Origin of the sequence: Streptomyces odonnellii (assembly GCF_000981895.1) — a bacterium.
GTDB classification, from domain to species: domain Bacteria; phylum Actinomycetota; class Actinomycetes; order Streptomycetales; family Streptomycetaceae; genus Streptomyces; species Streptomyces odonnellii.
The window spans coordinates 1-18,893 of record NZ_LATD01000220.1 but is presented as its reverse complement, the minus strand read 5'-3'; the positions used below and the strand labels follow the sequence as shown (position 1 = coordinate 18,893).

The following is an 18,893-nucleotide window of genomic DNA, read 5'->3' as shown; positions in this document are numbered from 1 at the left end:
CGGACAGCAACTTCGGCCAGGCGCCCGCGCCGCCTCAGTCCTGGCGTGACTCGCGAGCCTCCTTGAGTCCCTCCGTCGCGGCCTTGACCACGTCGGCGGGGGCCGCGGGCGCGTCCTCGGGATGACGCTGGGCCCAGCGCGCGGCGTACGGGCAGACCGGTACGACGGGTACGCCCTCGCGCCCGGCCATCGCGTACAGCTCACGCACCAGCGCGCCCGCGATGCCCTTGCCCTCGTGCCCCTGCTCCACCCCGGTGTGCACCGCGACCAGCGCGGGCGGGACCTCGGCGGCGTCGAGCGTGAGATAGACGATCGAACCGACCGCCCGGCCGTCCTGATACGCCTCCAGCCGGCCCTCGGAGCGGTTGTCGCGGATGTCGAGATCTGACATGAGAGTGCTCTCCCTGATTCGATGCGACCACGCGGTTGTCGGGACGGACATGGGTGTCCAGCCTGCGGAATATAACCCGGAAAAGTGCATTTCTGTACTATCCTTCACCAATCACGGCCGGACCTGGGCCGCAGGGGAAGCACCGGACACCGGCAGCGCCCGCGAACGTCTGTCGCCAGTCGGACACACCGCTCAAGCACAGGCAAACCATGGAACCACTCCGCCGGAGGATGAAGCCGAAACGTATCCCCGCCGGTCTGACGCGGCTCATCGAGGCTGCCACGACCAGCGGCTTGCGAATGCCGGGCAATCCGGCGGCCCAGCAGTCGACGGTCATGAGATCGCTGTCGCAGGCGCCCAAGCTGCTTCCGGTTGCCGTGCTGTGCACGGTCACGGTAACGGGTTTCCTCGTTCCCCCCGAAATCCATCTGGCCTCGCTCCTGGTGGCCGTCCCCGCGATGACCGCGGGACTCGCGGGCCCCGGGGTCACGGGGGTCATCACCGCGGTCTCGTGTGTGGCCGGGGTCTCCCTGGACATCCGGGACGGTCTGCTGAACTCGGCGATCCTGCCCATCCATGTGATCGATCAGCTCGTGGTATGCGGTCTGGTCCTGCTCTTCTGGTATCTGCGGGGGCTGGACACCAAGGCGTTCAACCAGGTCCGGTCCGTCTCCGACACGGTGCAGCGCGCGGTGCTGCGCCCCCTTCCCCTCCGGATCGGACGGCTGCGGATCGCGTCGGTGTACCGCTCGGCGGCGGCCCAGGCACAGATCGGCGGCGATCTGTACGCGGCGGCGCGGATCCCCGGCGCGGTCCGGCTCATCATCGGGGACGTACGGGGTCACGGGCTTCCGGCGGTCGACGACGCCACCACGGTGCTGGGCGCCTTCCGGGAGGCCGCGCACCGCGCCGCCACCCTGCCGGAGCTGGTCGCCTCGCTGGAGGGCAGTGTCCGCAGGCATCTCATGGAGGTCAGCGCGGCCGACCGCGACAGCGGTGAACGGTTCATCACCGTCCTGGTCGTCGAGGTGCCCGACGACATTCCCGTGGTCCGGATGATCAGTTGCGGCCACCCGTCGCCCCTGCGCTCCGGTGGCGGCCCGGCCGAGCCCCTGCGCTCGACCCAGCCCGCGCCTCCACTCGGGCTGGCAGGTTCGGCCGAGGAGTACCACCTCGATGTCTTCCGGCTGGAGCCCGGGGAGACACTCCTGCTCCACACCGACGGCCTGCTCGAAGCCCGCGATGCCACCGGCATGTTCTACCCGGCGTCCGACCGGATCGCCCAACTGCGCTGGCGCGAACCCGATCAGCTCCTGGAGGTCCTGATGAAGGACCTGCTGAAGCATGTGGACGGCCGGTTGCAGGACGACGTGGCACTCGTCGCGATGGATCGCCTGCCGGAACCGACGGCGCAGCCGACGAACGCGTAGGCCGTGTCCGCGCCCGTGGGTTGGCACGCGTGGCACAGGTCGTCGCACCCCGCCCCCGATCGCTGCCGTACTCAGCGAAGCCATGCCGGACGCCCGAGGCGCCCGGCGACCCGCTCGCGCAGGAGGAGGTACTCGTCCCAGCGACGGGACAGCGGGCCCGGCGGCCGGGCCACGACGCGCCGGGCGGTGACGGTCTGGCCTCGCTCGAACTGCTCGTGCGTCAGGTCGAGTTCGACACCGCTGGGCAGTTGGTTCCACCAGTGGTAGCCGTGCTGTTCCCCATCAAGATGGACTTCGCCGAGCATGAGGTCGCCGCCGAATATGTCATGGACGATCAGCGCCGTGATGTCGCAGTGGCCCCGGGCCGGGTTGCCGGGGTGCCAGTCGGCGCGGTCGTCCGGTGAACAGGTGTCGGCGGCCCAGCTCGTTCGCAGGGCCTTGTCGAGGTCGAGCAGGCTCCAAGGCTTCATCGCCGCAGCATCGCACCCGCCACTGACAGTCACCCCCCGGCGCCCACACGCCGGCCGGTCAGGCACCGGTCGGGCACCCGTCAGGCACCGTTCAGCGCGGGCTCCTCCGACTCCTGAGATGCCGCCATCGCCTTCGCCCGCTTTCCGATGACCGCGGCCGCCGCCGCGGCGCTGACCGCGAAGGCCGCCGGGACCATCCAGGGCCGGTCGAGGCGGTGACAGGTGGCGTGGTCCAGGGAGTAGCGGCCCGCGCCCGTCAGACCGAGGGACGCGGCCGTCCAGCCGAGGAAGCCGGGAAATTCGAAGCCGCCCGACTGGCCGAAGAAGCCGTTGGGCACATGCACCGCCGACGCCCCGGCCATCCCTCCGGCGGCCGCCGCTCCGGCCGCCGGAGTGGCCAGGCCCAGCGCCAGCAACAGCCCGCCTCCGGTCTCGGCGAGTCCGGAGGCCACCGCGCTGGGTTTACCGGGCCGGTAGCCCATGGCCTCCATGCCCTGCGCGGTGCCCTCGATCCCGGCCCCGCCGAACCAGCCGAAGAGTTTCTGGCCGCCATGGGCGACGAGCACGGCTCCGATGCCGAGCCGCAGGGCGAGCAGACCGAGGTCGCGACGGTTCACACAGGTCGTCATGGCGGGCTCCGGAAGGTGGGAGGCGTCGAAAGATGGCCGAGGGCTACGGACGTACGACTCCACTCTCGGCGGCCCGTGGCGCCGAGGGGCAGCGTTGCTGGGCCGTACGGGTCGCCGTGACGGCCCCGAGGGGGCGTCCCAACGTCGAGATCGGCCGGGCGCCCCCGGACCTGGTTGCACGCAAGCCACATAATCAAGATCCAGATCATAGATCTCAATATCCGCCGGTTGACTCCTTAAAAATCTCAAGGTAGAAATGAAGCATGGTCGCTGAGAGCAAGGAGCCGACGATGGACTGGCAGGACCTGACGGACCTGACGCGTGGTCGGCCGTTCGCGGTCGAGCGGGTCCGCCTCGCCGACAGCGGCATCGCGATCGAGGGGCGGTTCGAGCCGCCGCAGTTGGCGCAGCTCGGCATCGACGACCAGATCTTCGTCGCCGCGTTCGTCCGGGCGCACGGATCCATCAAGGAGATGGAGCGGATCTTCGGGGTGAGCTACCCGACGGTCAAGTCCCGGCTGAAGCGGATCGCCGAGCACCTCGACTTCGTCGACGTCGACCCGGCGCCCACGAGCGCCGCCGACGTCGTCGACCGTCTGCGCCGGGGAGAGATCAGCGCCGCGGACGCCCTGGCCGAGCTGGAGGGGCGATGATCCCGCAGCTCGTGACGGTGCATGTGCGCCGTTCCAACGGGCGCCGGGTGCGGATGTACATCCCCGTCGTGCCGCTGGCGCTGGTGCTGTCACCGCTGCTGGTGCTCGCCGTGCTGGGCGGATGCATCGCATGCCGCATCTTCCGGATCAGCCCGGGAGGCGCGCTGCGCGGTGCGGGACGGGTGCTGTGGGCCTTGCCCGGCACCCGGTTCGAGATGGAGCAGAGCCGGACAGTCGTGCTGGTCAGCGTCAGATGACTCAGAGAAACGGGAGGACACACATGAACGAGCAGGGCCGCCAGATCCTGGAGATGCTGGCCGAAGGAAAGATCACCGCGGACGAGGCCGAGCGGCTGCTCGAAGCGCTCCAGCGCACACAGCCCGAGACGCCGACGGGTACGGCCTCCCGCCCGAAGGCCCGCCCCAAGTATCTGCGCGTGGTGATGGACGCCGAGGACGACACCGGCGGTGACGGCCCCACCCGGCTCAACGTCCGTGTCCCGCTGCAACTGCTGCGCGCCGGCGTCCGGCTCACCACCCTGATCCCACCGGTGGCCATCACCAAGGCCAACGCGGAGCTGGACAAGGCCGGCGTGCCGATCGACCTCGCCGAACTCAAGCCGCAGCACCTCGACGACCTGATCGAACACCTCGACGATCTCATCGTCGACCTCGACGACCCCGGCTCCAAGATGCGGGTCTACTGCGAGTGATACCGCCCATCCGGTAGCGCCGCCCCCTCACTCACGTCACCTTGACGATAAACAGACCGGCCCAATATCGTCGCCATGACGAAAAAGAGGGGGGTCCCTTTCCATGGCCGACATCACCCGCCGCTTCGGCCGGCGCCATCTCCGCTCCGCGCCCACCGCCCATGTCCGCCACCACCGGCGGGGCAAGCTCGTCCACGACGGAACGGGGCTGAGCTTCTGGTTCCGGGCGCTGACCGCCGCACTCTCCGAAGTCCCGGTCGACGACCGTGAGTTGGCGATGGCCTTCCATGCGCGTACCGCCGACTTCCAGGACGTCACGGTCCAGTCCACCGTGACCTACCGGATCAGCGAACCGGCGACCGCCGCCGCCCGTATCGACTTCTCCATCGATCCGGACACCGGTGCCTGGCGCGGCGCGCCGCTGGAGCAGATCGCCACCCTGCTCACCGAGACCGCCCAGCAGCACGCCCTCGACGTGCTGGCCCGTACCCCGCTCTCGGCGGCTCTCGCCGACGGTGTGGCATCGGTGCGCGAACGGATCTCCGAGGGCCTCGGTGCGGAACCGCGGCTGCCCGCCACCGGGATCGAGGTGGTGGCCGTGCGTGTCGTGGCGATCCGTCCCGAGCCCGAGGTGGAGCGCGCGCTGCGCACGCCCGCCCGCGAACAGATCCAGCAGGAGGCCGACCGCGCCACCTACGAGCGCAGGGCCGTGGCCGTCGAGCGCGAGCGGACCATCGCCGAGAACGAACTCGCGAGCAGGATCGAACTGGCGCGCAGGGAGGAGCGGCTGGTCGAGCAGCACGGCACCAACGCCCGCCGCGAGGCCGAGGAGAGCGCCGCCGCCGACGCGATACGGGCGGAGGCCGAGGCCCTCCGTACCGTACGGCTCGCCAGGGCCGGGGCCGAGGCCGCGCGCGAGACGGGCGAGGCGCGCGCCGCCGCCCAGTCCGCCTGGCTCCGGGTGCACGCCGAGGTCGAGGCGGCCACCCTGCACGCGCTGGCCGCCACCCGTCTCGCCGAGAACCTGCCGCGTGTCGAGAGCGTCACCCTCTCCCCCGATGTGCTCACCGGCCTGCTGGCCAGGCTGGGCCGCCCCGGCGGGGACGAGGCGTGAGCCTCGCGCCGCGTGCGGTGCTGGTGCACCGCACCAGTGAGTACGAGGAGTTGCTCGCCCGGCACGGCACCCACGGCCAGGCCGCCTTCTTCCTCTCCTCGCGCGGCCGGTCCATCGAGGAGGTCGCGGAGCGGCACCGGCGGGCGCGCCGGGCACTGGCCGAGGTCGCGGCGGCGGTGCCGTCGCTGTGGCGGCAGGCCCGGGTGGAGCGCGCCGATCTGGACCGGTTCCTGTTCGCTCCCGAGGATGTGGTGGTCGTGGTGGGCCAGGACGGTCTGGTCGCCAACGCCGCCAAATACCTGTCCGGCCAGCCTGTGGTGGGCATCGACACGGACCCCGGGCGCAACCCCGGTGTACTGGTGCGCCACCGTGCCGCCGACGCGCCCGCGCTGCTGCGGGCGGCCGTCGCCGGCGCGGGCTCCATGGACGAACTGACCATGGTGGAGGCGGTCACCGACGACGCCCAGCGGCTGCTCGCGCTGAACGAGATCTATCTCGGCCGACCGGGCCACCAGACCGCCCGCTACCGTCTCGGCCCCGACGACGAGAGCGCCCCCGCCAAGGCCCAGGCGTCCTCGGGTGTGCTGGTCGGCACCGGTACGGGCGCCACCGGCTGGCTCGGCTCGCTGCACCGCGAACGCGGTGGCGGGCCGCCGCCACCGGGCCCGGCCGAGCCCCGGCTGCTCTGGTACGTACGGGAGGCCTGGCCCTCCCCGGCCACCGGCACCTCGCTGGTGGCCGGGGTGCTGACCGCCTCGGAACGGCTCCGGCTCACCGTCGAGTCGGACCGGCTGGTCGCCTTCGGAGACGGAATGGAGAACGACGCGCTGGAGCTGACATGGGGTCAGACCGTGCGGGTGGGCCGATCCCCGACCGCCCTGCGGCTGCTGAGCTGAGACGGGCGGCAGCGGATGCGCCAGGAGGCGGAGGAGCCTTCACAGAGGAGCAGGGTTCCCCAACCCCCTGGCGCCACCATGGTGTTACCGGTTGCAGTTCAGGCTGCGCAGATCGATGGCGTCGGCCATGACCTTCATCCCCGCGTCGTTCGGGTGGAGATGGTCCCCGCTGTCGTACGCGGGGAGGATCTTCGCCGGGGCCGCCGGGTCCTTGACCACCGCGTCGAAGTCGACGACCGCGTCGAACGCCCCGCCGCGGATGAAGGAGTTGACCTGCTGGCGGATCGCCTCGCCGCCCGCGTTCCACTCCCCCCAGCCCTCGTACGGCATGACGGTCGCGCCGACCACACAGACACCGGCGGCATGGCTCCGGTCGATGATCTGCCGGTATCCGTCGATGAGTTGGGCGGCCGTGGGCGCGGGGCTGGCCTTGATGTCGTTGACGCCTTCGAGCAGGATCACCGTACGCAGCCCGCGTTGCGACAGGACGTCCCGGTCCAGCCGCTTCAGCGCGCTCACCCCGGCACCGTCGGAGAGCACCTTGTTGCCGGAGATGCCCTCGTTGGCGACCCCCTTGAGCGTGGTGCCGGGGTCGGCGCCCAGCCGGCCCGCGAGGAAGTCGGGCCAGCGGCGGTTGGTGTTCGCGGTCGAGCTGGCGCCGTCGGTGATCGAGTCGCCCAGCGCCACGACCGCCCCGGTGCCGCGCGGGGCGTCGACCACGACCGCGTCGAGGTAGTGGCGGAAGCCGGTCTGCTGGGTGTACGAGGTGGCGGCCTCCTCGGCCGTGTGGTCACCCACGGGCGCGATGTACGAGGTCTGGTGCCCCATCCGGTGGCCGGTGGCCGTACCGGCGGCGTTCTGTACGTACACACTGATCGCGAGATCCGACTGCGGGCGTACGGTGCCGGGCAGCGGGTCGCTGTAGACGGAGCCGCCCGGCGGCACCGTGACGGAGGCGGCGCCGCCGAAGGACAGCGCGCGGTTGGTGCCGGGGGCCACGGCGGCGCCGGAGGCCCGTACCCCGGCGTAGGCGCGGCCGAAGGTCACCGGCTGTTCACCGAAGGCGTTGGAGAGCCGGATCCGCAGCGCGCTGCCGCCGGCACTGGTGTGCACGACGATCCGATGGCTGCGGTTGGCGACGGCGGCGTCCAGCCGGTCGGCGCTGGCACCCCAGGTGACCACCGAGGTGGTGGCGGGACGGGCGGCGGTGGCGGTGGGTGCCGCGAGGACGGTGGCGAGCGCGAGAGCGAGGGTGATGACGGCGATCGCACCGGGGGTGCGAAGGGGTAACACCGGTCTGTTCATTGCGGGTTGGACCCTCTCGTGACGACGATAGTCGTGCCCATGACATAAATGAACACGGACAGAAAGCGCTTCCGGTTCAATGTTCGAACGGGCCGGGTGGCGTCCCGGTGGCGTCGTCACGCGCGGCTGCGGTGTTCGGACAATGCGACCGGCGGCGCCCGGAGTCACAATGGAGATGCGGGGCACCCGGCCGGCACCGGGCCGCGCCGGGGCGGGTACCCGCGATTCCGCCGCACGGAGGAGGCGCGTCGTGCCGGACACCAGCGATCGCGAGACCGTACGGAAACTGCTCGCCACCCATGGCCGTACCTACGCCGACCAGGCGCACATCCAGCTCCGCGACACACCGCAGCCGCTCTACCAACTGCTGGTGCTGTCCTGTCTGTTGAGCGCGCGGATCCGCAGCGACACCGCGGTCGCCAGTTCCCGCGCCCTGAGCGAGGCGGGATTCCGCGACGCGCGGCGGATGGCGGACGCCACCTGGCAGGAGCGGGTGGACGCGCTGGGCCGGGGCGGCTACCGCCGTTACGACGAGCGCACCTCGACCCAGCTCGGCGCCGGCGCCGAGCTGCTGCTCGACAAGTACCACGGCGATCTGCGCCGCCTCCGTGCCGAGGCGGGCGGGAACATCGACAGACTGCGCTCACTGCTGCGGCAGGTTCCGGGACTCGGCCCGGTGGGCGTGGACATCTTTCTGCGCGAGGTCCAGGGCGTCTGGCCGGAGGTCGCCCCGTATCTGGACAAGAAGGCTCTCCAGGGAGCGCGCAAACGCGGGCTCCCCGATGAGCCCAGGGCGCTGGCCCGGCTGACCGGTCACACCGATCCCGCCGTCTTCGCCGCGGCGATGGTACGGGCGGCTCTCGAACGGCCAAGGACGGGCGGCACGCAGGACGCGTCATGAACGGCCGTTACGAGAAGCCGTTACGAGAAGGGCGCGCGAAGGGGCAGTTGGCGGTCACGGCTGTCGACGGTGCGTCAGGAGTTGGGCGGCCGGGGGTCGGACGACGGCGGCTTGTCGGTGCCCAGCCGCTCGTTGATCTTCTTCTGCGCGGTGTCGACCTGCGACTGGTACTTGTTCCCCGTCTTCCGGTCGACAGCGTCACCCGCCTTCTCCACCCCCTGGCGGACCGCGCCCTCATGCCCCTTGATGAGGCCCTTCAGTTTGTCGAGCATCGACATGTTCGGCTCCTCGCTCGGAACGGACTCAAGTCCACCTTCACCGCTGTCCGGCGATCCCGCATCCGCAGATCCCGCATCCGCGCCGGTACGGAACAGCGGCGGCGCGGAACGGCCGTCAGTGCGAGGACGACAGCACGCGCTGCCGGGTGCACGGATCACTCAGGGCCCCTGCGCCGTCCTCCTCGGGCAGCGCCCCCGCGGCCAGCAGCGCCGCGCTGACCAGAGTGGCCAGCAGGTCGATGTCGGCGCCGGTGTCGAGCCGTACGGTCACCCAGCCGCAACCGGCCCGCAACCGGAGTGCGGTGGACCTCTTGAGCGCGGGGCGGAGCTTGGCGATCATGGCGTGGGTGAGGTGCACATCCGCTTCGTTTTCGCCGTGGAAGTGCACGATGTCCCGTGTTCCCGCGCGTACGCAGGAATCTGTGCCGCAATAGGCCCGGCCACCGCTGAGACCCGGCCAGGTCATCAGCCGTTCGCCGGCATGTCTGGCAGCGTTCATGCTTCCAGCGTGCCGTACGCCGCGTCGCCGCACAGTGGAACGCTGAACAAAGAGTGCTCCATTTTTCCGGCGCCCCACGCCGCCGTGCAGGCCACGGGCCGACGGCTTTTGTTCGTCACGTGTTCAACGCTCCGCCCGGCGGCCCGTTCACCCCTTCGTGATCTCCTCGGCAGGCGGGGGAAGTTGGCGACGGCGGACGTTTCAGAACGGGAAAGGGCCACCATGGCTGCGAACTCGGTCGACGAGCTGATGGATCTCCTCCACGCGTGCCGGGGCGTCCGCGACTTCCCCGGCGGCGGAGCCGATTCCGTCGATCTCCATGAGCACGCCCTGCAGACGGCCGCCCTGCTGCGCCGCCGCCATCCCGCCGACAAGGAACTCCAGATCGCGGGTCTGGTCCACGACCTGGGCCATCTCCTGCTGCCCGGTGACGACGAGGGGCACGCCGACCGGGCCGCCGACGCCGTACGCCCGCTGCTCGGCCACCGGGTGGCCAGGCTCGTACAGCTCCATGTGCCCGCGAAGCGGTATCTGGCCGCGATGGAGCCGTGGCACACGCTCCCCGAGCACAGCGCGCGGACCCTGCTGCGCCAGGGCGGGCCGATGACCCGGGCGGAGGCGGAGGCGTTCGCGCTCGACCCGATGGCCGAGGACGCGGTACGGCTGCGCAGGGCCGACGAGGAGGGCAGGGCCGTCGGTCTTGACGCGGGGATCCTCGACGACTGGCGGCCGGTCCTCGAATCGGTCGCGGCCGGTCACCACCACGTCGGGGCGCGCTCGCCGTACTAGGGGGAGCGGCACTGGTACGTGGCTGACGGCTTACGGCGCCGGGAACCCGGACGGACGGTGTCCGGGCCCCGGCGCCCATACGCTACGAGAGCGTCGCGCTGCCCTGGTCCTTCGGGGCGCGGAGGAGCTGACGACGGGCGGTGGAGCCCGTGGGCGGGGTGACGGTCCAGTCCGGGTGGCCGGGCATCCTGGGCGTCTTCGTGCCGTACAGCCACTCGGTGAGGAAGCCGGTCAGGTCCTGCCCCGACACCTCGGAGGCCACCGCGATGTACTGCTTGGTGGACGCGTGGCTGTTGCGGTACCGGTCGAGGAAGGTGTGCTCGATACGGCTGAAGACCTCCTCGCCGACCAGCGTCCACAGCGCGTACAGCACCAGCACACCGCCGGTGTAGCGCTGGCTGTGGAAGAGGGTGGCCGCTGTCGGCGACGCGACCGGGCCCGCGTCCTGGCGCCACTGGTCGCCCCGCGAGTAGACATCCTTCATCCGGGCTTCCATGCTGGTCAGGCCGATCGAGTCGGGCCAGCCGCGCTCGTACCGGTACAGCAGCCCGTAGTAGTCCGCGTGGCCCTCGTTGAGCCACAGGTCGGCCCAGGTGGCGGGCGAGACGAGATTGCCGAACCAGGTGTGGACCAGCTCGTGCATCATGTGCGAGCCGATCAGATTCTCCGCCTGGAGAAGGTAGTTCGGCTTGTAGATGGTGAGGGTCTGCGTCTCCAGACCGGTGAAGTCGAAGGCGTTGGGGTCGTCGGTGTTGGCCGGGAGGATGCCGTACGCCTCCAGGGGGAAGCGGCCCAGCCGCCGCTCCAGCCAGACGATCTGGTTGGGGGTCAGGGACAGCGCGGGCTCAAGTGCCGCGGCCCGTGCGGTCGGTACGACATCGCGCACCCGCAGCCCGCTCGGGCCGGGCCGCTCGATCACCTTGTAGTCGCCCACGGTGACCTGGATCAGCTCGGTGGCGAGGGGCTCGCGCGAGTGGTACGTGACCGTGGTGGTGCCGTTCGCGGTCCTGGTGGAGACCAGCGAACCGGTCGCGACGGCCGTCAGCGCCTCGGGCGCGGTGATACGGAAGGTGAAGTCGGCCTTGTCGCTGGGGTGGTCGTTGCAGGGGAAGACCGTACGCGCGAGATCCGGCTGCCCGGCCACCGCGAAGCCGTCGGGCGTGGGCACCCAGCCGTTGTACGGGAACGCGAGCTTGCGGGGGGCGGCGGTGTAGTCGACCCGTACGGTGAACTTGGCACGGTCCGCCAGACGGGCCGGCGGGGTGACGACCAGCTTCTCGGGCCGCTGTTCGAAGGTCGCCGCGCGTCCGTTCACATGGACCCGGTGGACCTCGAAGCCGACCGCGTCGAGGGAGAACAGGGACAGGTCCTGCTTGGCGTACGCGGTGACCGTGACGCTCGCGTCGACCAGCCGGGTGCCGGCGAGGTAGGTGAAGTCGAGGAAGTAGGCGGAGACGCGGTAGCCGGTGTTGCCGAGCACCGGGTAGACGGGGTCGCCCAGGCTGTCGCCGCCGGGGGTCCCGCCCGTTCTGAGGCCTCCGGCGTCCTGCCCTTCGGTGGTCCGTGCCGCGGCCGACGCGGCCGGGGAGAGGGCAAGAGCTGCTGTGGTGCCGAGGAGCGCGGCGGCCGGTGCCGTCACTCGGGTGCGATATCGCATGGTCCTCTTTCGGTTCGTTCCATGAGGGCGTGAAGTCCCGGCGGCCGGGCGGAGGCATGCCTCCGCGACCGTCGTGACTCTCCCCCGTGACCTCAGGCGTTACGGCTGCGAGTGCCCCTCCCGGCAACGTTCGCGCCGTCGCGACGCCCAGCACGCGCGCTCGCGGCGTCGGCCACAAGCCCGGGTGGCTCCGCTACGAGGTCTTCCGGCCGCCTTGCGACCGCACGCACTGAACGCCGCTCCTTGGCGCGCGAACCTTGCCGGTCGCGGCACAGCTCCTGCCGTAAGTGCGACCTGAGCAGCATGATCGACGCGGTGGATGACCGCGTCAACTGCCCACGCGGAGGGCCGCTCCGGACATTTCGACGGCCCGATTCGGCCCGGGAGCGGCCCGGATCCGGCCTCGGACCGGCTCCGGAGCCGAGACCGGGGCACGCCGGGAGCCGCCCTCGGGGCCTTGCTCGGGACGGCGTCGGGACGGCCCTGTGACAGGCCCGTGACAGGTGTTACGAGGCGGACGCCGGCCGGAGCACGCCCCGCCCCGCACCCTCTCCTCGCCCACCGGCCTCAACCGGCCTTTGCCGCAAGGCCCTTGACGAGGACACGTCGGCCGGTATGGTCTAGTCCAAGTGGTCGAGACCTTTCCGGTCGCAACGCCTCCGGCGGCGTCCGGCGCCCAGGAATCCACCACCGCCCTTCGCGCCTCTTGGCCCCCACACTCGAGAGGCCGACCTGCCGTATCGGGATCCCCCACGGTCCGGATATCACGCAGGAAGACCTGATGTGAAGGAGAACGCATGCACCCGAAAAGGAAAATGGCGGCAGCGCTCGGCGCCGCCCTCGCTCCGGTTCTCGCCATAAGCCTTCCCACCGGTTCGGCGAGCGCTCATGGATATATTTCCTCGCCGCCCAGCAGGCAGGCCCAGTGTGCCGCCGGAACCGTCGGCTGCGGTGACATCAAGTACGAACCGCAGAGCGTGGAAGGCCCCAAGGGGCTGACCAGTTGCAGCGGCGGAAACTCGCGCTTCGCCGAACTCGACGACGACTCCAAGGGCTGGGCCGTCACCCCGGTCGGCAGCACCACCACATTCAACTGGAAGCTGACGGCACGCCATTCCACCAGCACCTGGCAGTACTTCGTCGGCGGACAACGGGTCGCCGAATTCAACGACAACGGGGCCCAGCCCGGTGCGACCGTGAGTCACCAGGTGAATTTCGGCGGCATCACCGGCAGGCAGAAGGTCCTCGCCGTCTGGAACATCGCGGACACCGTCAACGCGTTCTACGCGTGCGTCGATGTCAATATCGGCGGCTGAGGGAGGGGACCCGATGCGTACACGCACGCGCGTGCTGATCACCGCGGCCGCTTCGGCCGCCGCGCTCTCGCTGGTCTCCCTCGCACCGTCCTCGGTGACCGGCACGGCACAGGCCGCCGATTTCATCGTCAGCGAGGCCCAGTTCAACCAGATGTTCCCGAACCGGAATCCCTTCTACACGTACGGCGGACTGACCGCGGCACTGAGCGCCTATCCCGGATTCACGGGGACGGGGAGCGACACCGTACGGAAGCAGGAAGCCGCTGCCTTCCTGGCGAATGTCAGCCACGAGACCGGCGGTCTGGTCCATGTGGTGGAACAGAACACGGCGAACTACCCGCACTACTGCGATGCCTCGCAGCCATACGGCTGCCCCGCGGGAGTGGCCAAGTACTACGGCCGCGGCCCGATTCAGTTGAGCTGGAACTTCAACTACAAGGCCGCGGGCGACGCGCTGGGCATCGATCTGCTCAACAATCCCGATCTCGTGCAGAACGACTCGGCCGTGGCGTGGAAGACCGGGCTCTGGTACTGGAACACCCAGAGCGGTCCCGGCACCATGACTCCGCACAATGCCATGGTGAACGGCGCGGGTTTCGGCGAGACCATTCGCAGCATCAACGGCAGCATCGAATGCAATGGCGGAAACCCCGCCCAGGTGCAGAGCCGGATCGACCGCTACACGAGTTTCACCGGGATCCTCGGAGTGGAGCCGGGCGGCAATCTCGGTTGCTGATGCAGACACCGTAACGCCGCCAGGGGCGGTGCCACCGGCTCACCGGCCGGTGGCACCGCCCCTTCGCGACGGCCGCGCGGTGCCCGGTACGGCGGGGCGCTCGCGGGGCGCTCCGGCGGCCCGGGAAAATGGGCCGGGGAACCGATCGCAGCAACCGACCTGGAGGAGTGGGCAGATGCCGCACGAACGAGCGGGACAGCCGGCCCGGCCGGAGGATCTCATCGATGTCGCCCGGCTGGTGACCGCGTACTACGCGCTGCGCCCGGACCCGGCCGAGCCGGCCCAGCACGTGGCGTTCGGCACCTCCGGGCACCGCGGATCGTCCCTCGCCACCGCGTTCAACGAGGACCACATCGCCGCGACCAGCCAGGCGATCTGCGAATACCGCGCCGGACAGGGCACCACGGGCCCGCTCTTCCTGGGTGCCGACACCCACGCGCTGTCCGAGCCGGCCCGGGTGACCGCCATCGAGGTCTTCGCCGCCAACGAGGTGACCGTCCTCGTCGACAGCGCGGACGGCTACACCCCCACCCCGGCCGTGTCGCACGCCGTCCTCGCCCACAACCGCGGCCGCGCCTCGGGGCTCGCCGACGGCGTGGTGGTCACGCCGTCCCACAACCCGCCCGCCGACGGCGGTTTCAAGTACAACCCGCCGAGCGGCGGCCCGGCCGGTTCCGAGGCGACCGGCTGGATCCAGGACCGGGCCAACGAGATCATCGCGGGCGGGCTCAAGGACGTACGGAGGATCCCGTACGCCCGTGCCCTGGCGGCGCCGACGACCGGACGGTACGACTTCCTCGGCACCTATGTGACGGACCTGCCGGCCGTGCTGGACCTGGACGCGGTGCGCTCCGCGGGGGTACGGATCGGCGCGGACCCGCTGGGCGGGGCGTCGGTCGCGTACTGGGGCCGTATCGCCGAGCAGCACCGGCTCGATCTGACGGTGGTCAATCCGCTGGCCGATCCCACCTGGCGGTTCATGACGTTGGACTGGGACGGGAAGATCCGGATGGACTGCTCGTCGCCCTACGCCATGGCCTCGCTGATCGACCGGCGCGACGAGTACGCGATCGCCACCGGCAATGACGCCGACGCCGACCGGCACGGCATCGTCACCCCGGACGCCGGGCTGATGAACCCCAACCACTATCTCGCCGCCGCCATCGCCTATCTCTTCGCCCACCGCGAGCGCTGGCCGGCCGGGGCGGGCATCGGCAAGACGCTGGTGTCGTCCGGGATGATCGACCGGGTCGCCGCGGACCTCGGGCGCGAACTGGTCGAAGTGCCCGTCGGCTTCAAATGGTTCGTGGCCGGGCTGTCCGACGGCTCGCTGGGCTTCGGCGGGGAGGAGTCGGCCGGGGCGTCCTTCCTGCGGCGCGACGGCTCGGTGTGGACGACCGACAAGGACGGCATCGTCCTGGCGCTGCTGGCCTCGGAGATCCTCGCGGTCACCGGGCGTACGCCGTCGGAGCACTACGCCACGCTCACCGGCCGGTTCGGGGCGCCCGCGTACGCCCGTATCGACGCACCCGCCACCCCGGCGGAGAAGTCGGTGCTGGCCCGGCTCTCCCCCGAGCAGGTCACGGCGGACACGCTCGCGGGCGAGCCGGTCTCCTCGGTGCTGACCGAGGCGCCCGGCAACGGGGCGCCGATCGGCGGTATCAAGGTGATCACCGAGAACGCCTGGTTCGCGGCCCGCCCCTCGGGCACGGAGGACGTCTACAAGATCTACGCGGAGTCGTTCCTCGGGGCCGGCCATCTGGGGCAGGTCCAGGAGGAGGCGAAGGGGGTCGTGGCGAGCGCGCTGGGAGGCTGAGGCTCGCGGACGGGGCGCGGGCGTCCGTCGGTGCTCCGGGGCGCCGGTCGGCGTTCCGCTACGGGGTGCGCCGGAGGAGGTCCGCCGCTCGTTCGGCGATCGCGTAGACGGTGGCCACGGTGTTGGCGGACACGATCGTCGGCATCACCGAGGCGTCGGCCACCCGCAGTCCGCCGATCCCGCGCACCCTCAACTCCGTGTCGACGACGGCCATCTCGTCCGTACCGATCCTGCATGTGCCCACCTGGTGCGAGTACGTCCGCAGGCTCGCGTACAGATACGCGCGCACGGCGTCGCCGTCGTCGTCCCGTACCCCGGGCCCGGGCAGGACCTCCTCACCGCGCCAGGTGTCCAGGGCCCGGGCGCGTCCGATCGCGCGGGCGATCCGCAGTGCGGCGGCCATGGCCTCCAGGTCGCGGGGGTCGCCGTAGTAGTCCGGGTCCAGCCGGGGCGGCGTCCCCGGCCGGGCACCGGCCAGCCGCACGGAACCGCGGCTGCGGGGCGCCACCGCAGAGAAGGCGATGGAGACGCCCTGCCCGGGATCGGGCAGCCGGGGCGGCAGCGCGGGGGCGTAGTACGGGATGTCCATGACCTGGAACTGGAGGTACGGCGCGTCCGCCGCGCCCGGGGCATCCGGCACGTCCCGGCGGGCGGCGGCGTTCTGGGCGGGGTCGCCGCGCACCAGGCCGATCGCCTCCGCGTGGTTGTTCACCCCGGCCGGTATCGGCCGCGCCGGGCCGTAGACGACGGTCGACCGGGGATGGTCCTGGAGATTCGCGCCGACTCCGGGAAGGTCCAGAACGACCTCGATCCCCACACTGCGGAGATGGTCCCGCGGCCCGATACCCGACTGCATCAGGAGTTGCGCCGATCCCACCGTGCCCGCGGTCAGGACGACTTCTCCCCGGCACCCGGCTCGGAACACCTCGGAGCCCACGCCGTACTCCACCCCCGTACAGCGCCCGCGCTCCACCAGGACCCGATGGGCCGACGCCTCCGTCACCACCCGGAGGTTGGGGCGGCGCAGCACAGGTGCGAGATAGGCGTCGGCGGCGCTCTGCCGTCTGCCCCCGACGATATTGAGATCGGCCCAGCCGAAGCCGCGCTCCAGTCCGCTGTTGATGTCGGCCACGAGCGGGTAGCCGGTCTCGGCCGCGGCGGCCAGCCCCGCCCACGCGACCGGATGCCGTGACTCCGCGGGCCGTACGGTCAGGGGTCCGCCGACGCCCCGTACGGCCGGATCGCGCCCCTCGGCGTGTTCGCTGCGCTTCATGTACGGCAGCAGATCGTCGAATCCCCAGCCGGTGGCGCCGGCCGCGGGCCACGCGTCGTAACCGGAGCGGTGGCCGCGGAGAAAGCACATGCCGTTGATGGCGGAGGATCCGCCGAGGCCACGCCCGCGCGGCCAGGGAATCGTCGTACCGGTCGCGGACTGCGCCACCGAGACACCTGCCCAGTCCGCCGATGTCCCCTGGAGCGCCGGCCAGGTGGACGGCGCGGTCTCCAGCGGCCTCCGGCTGCCGGCCTCCAGCAGGAGTACCCGGGAACCGGCGTCCTCCGACAGCCGCGCGGCCAGCACACAGCCCGCGGTACCTCCGCCCACCACGATGACGTCGTACAGGTCCACTGCGGATTCCCTTGCGCGGCTGCGGATCACCCTGCGGTTCGTCCCACCAATGGCAGGGTACTAAAAAGGGGCAAAATGGGTTAATTGCCTTCTGCGGGAGAGGAACGGCCGATGAGCACCGGAATACGTGGCGAGGCTCCCGGTACGGACACGATCCCCGGCGTCAAAGAGATCGCCGACCGCCATTGGCGCATGCTGATCGGCGGACGGCTCACCGATGCCGCCTCGGGCGCGACACTCGATGTGGTGAACCCGGCCGACGCGAGCACCATCGGCCGCTTCCCGCAGGGCGACGCGAGCGACGTGGATGCCGCGGTCGACGCGGCGCGCACGGCGGCGCCGGGCTGGGCGGCCATGTCCATCACGGACCGTGCGCGCGTGCTGCGCGAATTCGCCGACGCGATCGAGGCGAACGGTACGGAGCTGGCCTGGATCGACACCATGGACTACGGCAGCCCGGTCACGATGATGCGGAACGATGTCCGTATCGCGGTGGCGCAGCTCCGCTACTTCGCGGGCCTCGCGCTCCAACTCCGCGGCGAGACCATTCCGATGGCGGACCGGAACGCGATGGACTTCACGCTGCGGGACCCGTTCGGCGTGGTGGGCCGGATCGTACCGTTCAACCATCCGCTGATGTTCGCCGCGGCCCGGATCGCGGCCCCGCTGCTGGCCGGCAACTCCGTGGTCCTGAAACCGGCGGAGGCGACCTCCCTGTCGGCGCTGCGGCTGGGCGAACTGGCGGCGGACATCGTGCCGGCCGGTGTGCTGAACGTCGTCACCGGACTGGGCGGGGTGGCCGGGGACCGGCTGGTGACGCATCCGGATGTGCCGCGTATCGCCTTCACGGGCTCCGACACGGTCGGCCGCGGGATCCAGGCCAGGGCCGCGAGCACCGCGGTAAAGAAGGTCACGCTGGAACTCGGCGGGAAGAACCCGCTGATCGTCTTCGCGGACGCCGATCCGGACGAGGCCGCCGACGGCGCCGTACGGGGCATGAACTTCACCTGGCAGGGCCAGTCCTGCGGATCGACATCGCGGCTGCTGGTCCACCGGTCGGTGTACGACCGGGTGGTCGGCGAGGTCGGCCGGCGGATGGACCGGATACGGATGGGCGACCCCCGGCTGCCCGACACGGAGATGGGGCCGCTGGCCTCGGCGAACCAGTACCGCAAGGTGACCGGTTATGTCCGGGCGGGCCTGGCGGATCCCGCGCTGGAACTGATCACCGGCGGCAAGATCCCGGACGGCCCGGGCTTCTTCGTACCGCCCACGCTCTTCTCCGCCCCTGCCGGCGCGACCGGCCCGCTGTTCAGCGAGGAGATCTTCGGCCCGGTGCTGGTCGCCGCGCCGTTCGACAGCTACGACGAGGCCATCGCGCAGGCGAACGCGCTGCCGTACGGGCTGACGGCCGCGGTCTGGACGACCAGCCTCCGTACCGCCATGGCGGCGGCCCGCGATCTGCGGACCGGTTACCTCTGGGTCAACTCCAGCGCCGCGCACCTGCCCGGCACCGCCTTCGGCGGAGTCAAGAACTCGGGGGTCGGCCGGGAGGAAGGCATCGAGGAACTCCTCGAATACACCCAGCCCAAGAACGTCTACCTGCGCTTCTGACGGGCCGGAAGGCACGGACAGACCACGGGGGACGGTGCACGGGCGGGAGACGGGTCTCCG

At 71.0% G+C, this 18,893-nt stretch carries 20 protein-coding genes; 12 read left to right on the top strand and 8 right to left on the bottom strand.

Going from position 1 to position 18,893, the window contains the following annotated elements:
• Positions 1–34: 34 nt before the first annotated feature.
• Positions 35–391, bottom strand: coding sequence for a GNAT family N-acetyltransferase (locus WH07_RS20775; RefSeq protein ID WP_046502093.1), 357 nt, complete (start codon positions 389–391; stop codon positions 35–37).
• Positions 392–621: 230 nt separating this feature from the next.
• On the opposite strand from WH07_RS20775, the gene WH07_RS20770 reads away from it, so the two are divergent.
• Positions 622–1,821, top strand: coding sequence for a PP2C family protein-serine/threonine phosphatase (locus WH07_RS20770; RefSeq protein WP_157877396.1), 1,200 nt, complete (start codon positions 622–624; stop codon positions 1,819–1,821).
• Between the two features lie 71 nt (positions 1,822–1,892).
• Here WH07_RS20770 and WH07_RS20765 read toward each other — a convergent pair whose 3' ends face one another.
• Together WH07_RS20765 and WH07_RS20760 are read right to left on the bottom strand one after the other, a co-directional pair.
• Positions 1,893–2,291, bottom strand: coding sequence for a YunG family protein (locus tag WH07_RS20765; protein WP_046502090.1), 399 nt, complete (start codon positions 2,289–2,291; stop codon positions 1,893–1,895).
• A gap of 80 nt (positions 2,292–2,371) precedes the next feature.
• A complete protein-coding gene (locus tag WH07_RS20760; protein WP_046502088.1) occupies positions 2,372–2,920 on the bottom strand; it encodes a DoxX family protein in 549 nt (182 codons plus the stop codon).
• 263 nt (positions 2,921–3,183) lie between these two features.
• Here WH07_RS20760 and WH07_RS20755 point away from each other — a divergent pair, with 263 nt between their 5' ends.
• The 5 genes from WH07_RS20755 to WH07_RS20735 all read left to right on the top strand — a co-directional run bounded on the left by WH07_RS20755 (position 3,184) and on the right by WH07_RS20735 (position 6,295).
• Positions 3,184–3,573 carry a DUF2089 domain-containing protein gene (locus tag WH07_RS20755; RefSeq protein WP_232788993.1) on the top strand — a complete coding sequence of 130 codons (390 nt, stop codon included), beginning with the start codon at positions 3,184–3,186 and terminating at the stop codon, positions 3,571–3,573.
• A complete protein-coding gene (locus WH07_RS20750) occupies positions 3,570–3,830 on the top strand; it encodes a hypothetical protein (protein WP_046502086.1) in 261 nt (86 codons plus the stop codon). The genes WH07_RS20755 and WH07_RS20750 overlap by 4 nt, the downstream gene beginning before the upstream one ends.
• A gap of 23 nt (positions 3,831–3,853) precedes the next feature.
• Complete coding sequence (locus tag WH07_RS20745; protein WP_046502084.1) at positions 3,854–4,285, top strand: SHOCT-like domain-containing protein; 432 nt, start codon at positions 3,854–3,856, stop codon at positions 4,283–4,285.
• A gap of 103 nt (positions 4,286–4,388) precedes the next feature.
• On the top strand, positions 4,389–5,399 hold the full coding sequence (locus tag WH07_RS20740; RefSeq protein ID WP_046502082.1) for an SPFH domain-containing protein: 1,011 nt from the start codon (positions 4,389–4,391) through the stop codon (positions 5,397–5,399).
• Entirely contained in the window at positions 5,396–6,295 is a 900-nt protein-coding gene (locus WH07_RS20735; protein ID WP_046502080.1) for an NAD(+)/NADH kinase, read from the top strand. The genes WH07_RS20740 and WH07_RS20735 overlap by 4 nt, the downstream gene beginning before the upstream one ends.
• 84 nt (positions 6,296–6,379) lie before the next feature.
• On the opposite strand, the gene WH07_RS20730 is transcribed toward WH07_RS20735, so the two are convergent.
• Positions 6,380–7,600 (bottom strand): SGNH/GDSL hydrolase family protein, encoded by a 1,221-nt coding sequence (locus tag WH07_RS20730; protein WP_046502077.1) that lies wholly within the window; start codon positions 7,598–7,600, stop codon positions 6,380–6,382.
• Positions 7,601–7,850: 250 nt separating this feature from the next.
• Here WH07_RS20730 and WH07_RS20725 point away from each other — a divergent pair, with 250 nt between their 5' ends.
• Positions 7,851–8,501: an endonuclease gene (locus WH07_RS20725; RefSeq protein WP_046502158.1), complete on the top strand. Its 651-nt coding sequence runs from the start codon at positions 7,851–7,853 to the stop codon at positions 8,499–8,501.
• Between the two features lie 74 nt (positions 8,502–8,575).
• Here WH07_RS20725 and WH07_RS20720 read toward each other — a convergent pair whose 3' ends face one another.
• Both WH07_RS20720 and WH07_RS20715 read right to left on the bottom strand, forming a co-directional pair.
• Positions 8,576–8,779, bottom strand: coding sequence for an antitoxin (locus WH07_RS20720; protein ID WP_046502075.1), 204 nt, complete (start codon positions 8,777–8,779; stop codon positions 8,576–8,578).
• A gap of 115 nt (positions 8,780–8,894) precedes the next feature.
• Positions 8,895–9,278, bottom strand: coding sequence for a luciferase domain-containing protein (locus WH07_RS20715; RefSeq protein WP_046502071.1), 384 nt, complete (start codon positions 9,276–9,278; stop codon positions 8,895–8,897).
• Between the two features lie 222 nt (positions 9,279–9,500).
• On the opposite strand from WH07_RS20715, the gene WH07_RS20710 reads away from it, so the two are divergent.
• Complete coding sequence (locus tag WH07_RS20710) at positions 9,501–10,067, top strand: inositol oxygenase family protein (protein ID WP_046502069.1); 567 nt, start codon at positions 9,501–9,503, stop codon at positions 10,065–10,067.
• An 82-nt stretch (positions 10,068–10,149) separates the two neighbouring features.
• Here the strand turns inward: WH07_RS20710 and WH07_RS20705 are convergent, their stop codons facing one another.
• Positions 10,150–11,724: a M1 family metallopeptidase gene (locus WH07_RS20705; protein ID WP_046502066.1), complete on the bottom strand. Its 1,575-nt coding sequence runs from the start codon at positions 11,722–11,724 to the stop codon at positions 10,150–10,152.
• Between the two features lie 797 nt (positions 11,725–12,521).
• Here WH07_RS20705 and WH07_RS20700 point away from each other — a divergent pair.
• The 3 genes from WH07_RS20700 (at position 12,522) to pgm (ending at position 15,592) form a co-directional block, all read left to right on the top strand.
• Complete coding sequence (locus WH07_RS20700; RefSeq protein WP_046502064.1) at positions 12,522–13,040, top strand: lytic polysaccharide monooxygenase auxiliary activity family 9 protein; 519 nt, start codon at positions 12,522–12,524, stop codon at positions 13,038–13,040.
• 13 nt (positions 13,041–13,053) lie between these two features.
• Complete coding sequence (locus WH07_RS20695; RefSeq protein WP_046502061.1) at positions 13,054–13,776, top strand: chitinase; 723 nt, start codon at positions 13,054–13,056, stop codon at positions 13,774–13,776.
• A gap of 175 nt (positions 13,777–13,951) precedes the next feature.
• Positions 13,952–15,592: a phosphoglucomutase (alpha-D-glucose-1,6-bisphosphate-dependent) gene (gene pgm / locus WH07_RS20690; RefSeq protein WP_046502057.1), complete on the top strand. Its 1,641-nt coding sequence runs from the start codon at positions 13,952–13,954 to the stop codon at positions 15,590–15,592.
• Positions 15,593–15,650: 58 nt separating this feature from the next.
• Here the strand turns inward: pgm and WH07_RS20685 are convergent, their stop codons facing one another.
• Positions 15,651–17,219, bottom strand: coding sequence for a GMC family oxidoreductase (locus WH07_RS20685; RefSeq protein ID WP_106409639.1), 1,569 nt, complete (start codon positions 17,217–17,219; stop codon positions 15,651–15,653).
• A 111-nt stretch (positions 17,220–17,330) separates the two neighbouring features.
• Between WH07_RS20685 and WH07_RS20680 the strand changes: the two genes are divergently transcribed.
• On the top strand, positions 17,331–18,833 hold the full coding sequence (locus tag WH07_RS20680) for an aldehyde dehydrogenase family protein (protein WP_046502054.1): 1,503 nt from the start codon (positions 17,331–17,333) through the stop codon (positions 18,831–18,833).
• Positions 18,834–18,893 lie beyond the last annotated feature (60 nt).

Coding starts and splice junctions, on each gene's coding strand:
- WH07_RS20710 (WP_046502069.1), top strand. CDS start 9,501: ATGGCTGCGAACTCGGTCGACGAGCTGATGGATCTCCTCCACGCGTGC.
- WH07_RS20740 (WP_046502082.1), top strand. CDS start 4,389: ATGGCCGACATCACCCGCCGCTTCGGCCGGCGCCATCTCCGCTCCGCG.
- WH07_RS20760 (WP_046502088.1), bottom strand. CDS start 2,920: ATGACGACCTGTGTGAACCGTCGCGACCTCGGTCTGCTCGCCCTGCGG.
- WH07_RS20680 (WP_046502054.1), top strand. CDS start 17,331: ATGAGCACCGGAATACGTGGCGAGGCTCCCGGTACGGACACGATCCCC.
- WH07_RS20775 (WP_046502093.1), bottom strand. CDS start 391: ATGTCAGATCTCGACATCCGCGACAACCGCTCCGAGGGCCGGCTGGAG.
- WH07_RS20755 (WP_232788993.1), top strand. CDS start 3,184: ATGGTCGCTGAGAGCAAGGAGCCGACGATGGACTGGCAGGACCTGACG.
- pgm (WP_046502057.1), top strand. CDS start 13,952: ATGCCGCACGAACGAGCGGGACAGCCGGCCCGGCCGGAGGATCTCATC.
- WH07_RS20705 (WP_046502066.1), bottom strand. CDS start 11,724: ATGCGATATCGCACCCGAGTGACGGCACCGGCCGCCGCGCTCCTCGGC.
- WH07_RS20745 (WP_046502084.1), top strand. CDS start 3,854: ATGAACGAGCAGGGCCGCCAGATCCTGGAGATGCTGGCCGAAGGAAAG.
- WH07_RS20720 (WP_046502075.1), bottom strand. CDS start 8,779: ATGTCGATGCTCGACAAACTGAAGGGCCTCATCAAGGGGCATGAGGGC.
- WH07_RS20700 (WP_046502064.1), top strand. CDS start 12,522: ATGCACCCGAAAAGGAAAATGGCGGCAGCGCTCGGCGCCGCCCTCGCT.
- WH07_RS20770 (WP_157877396.1), top strand. CDS start 622: ATGAAGCCGAAACGTATCCCCGCCGGTCTGACGCGGCTCATCGAGGCT.
- WH07_RS20765 (WP_046502090.1), bottom strand. CDS start 2,291: ATGAAGCCTTGGAGCCTGCTCGACCTCGACAAGGCCCTGCGAACGAGC.
- WH07_RS20730 (WP_046502077.1), bottom strand. CDS start 7,600: ATGAACAGACCGGTGTTACCCCTTCGCACCCCCGGTGCGATCGCCGTC.
- WH07_RS20715 (WP_046502071.1), bottom strand. CDS start 9,278: ATGAACGCTGCCAGACATGCCGGCGAACGGCTGATGACCTGGCCGGGT.
- WH07_RS20750 (WP_046502086.1), top strand. CDS start 3,570: ATGATCCCGCAGCTCGTGACGGTGCATGTGCGCCGTTCCAACGGGCGC.
- WH07_RS20695 (WP_046502061.1), top strand. CDS start 13,054: ATGCGTACACGCACGCGCGTGCTGATCACCGCGGCCGCTTCGGCCGCC.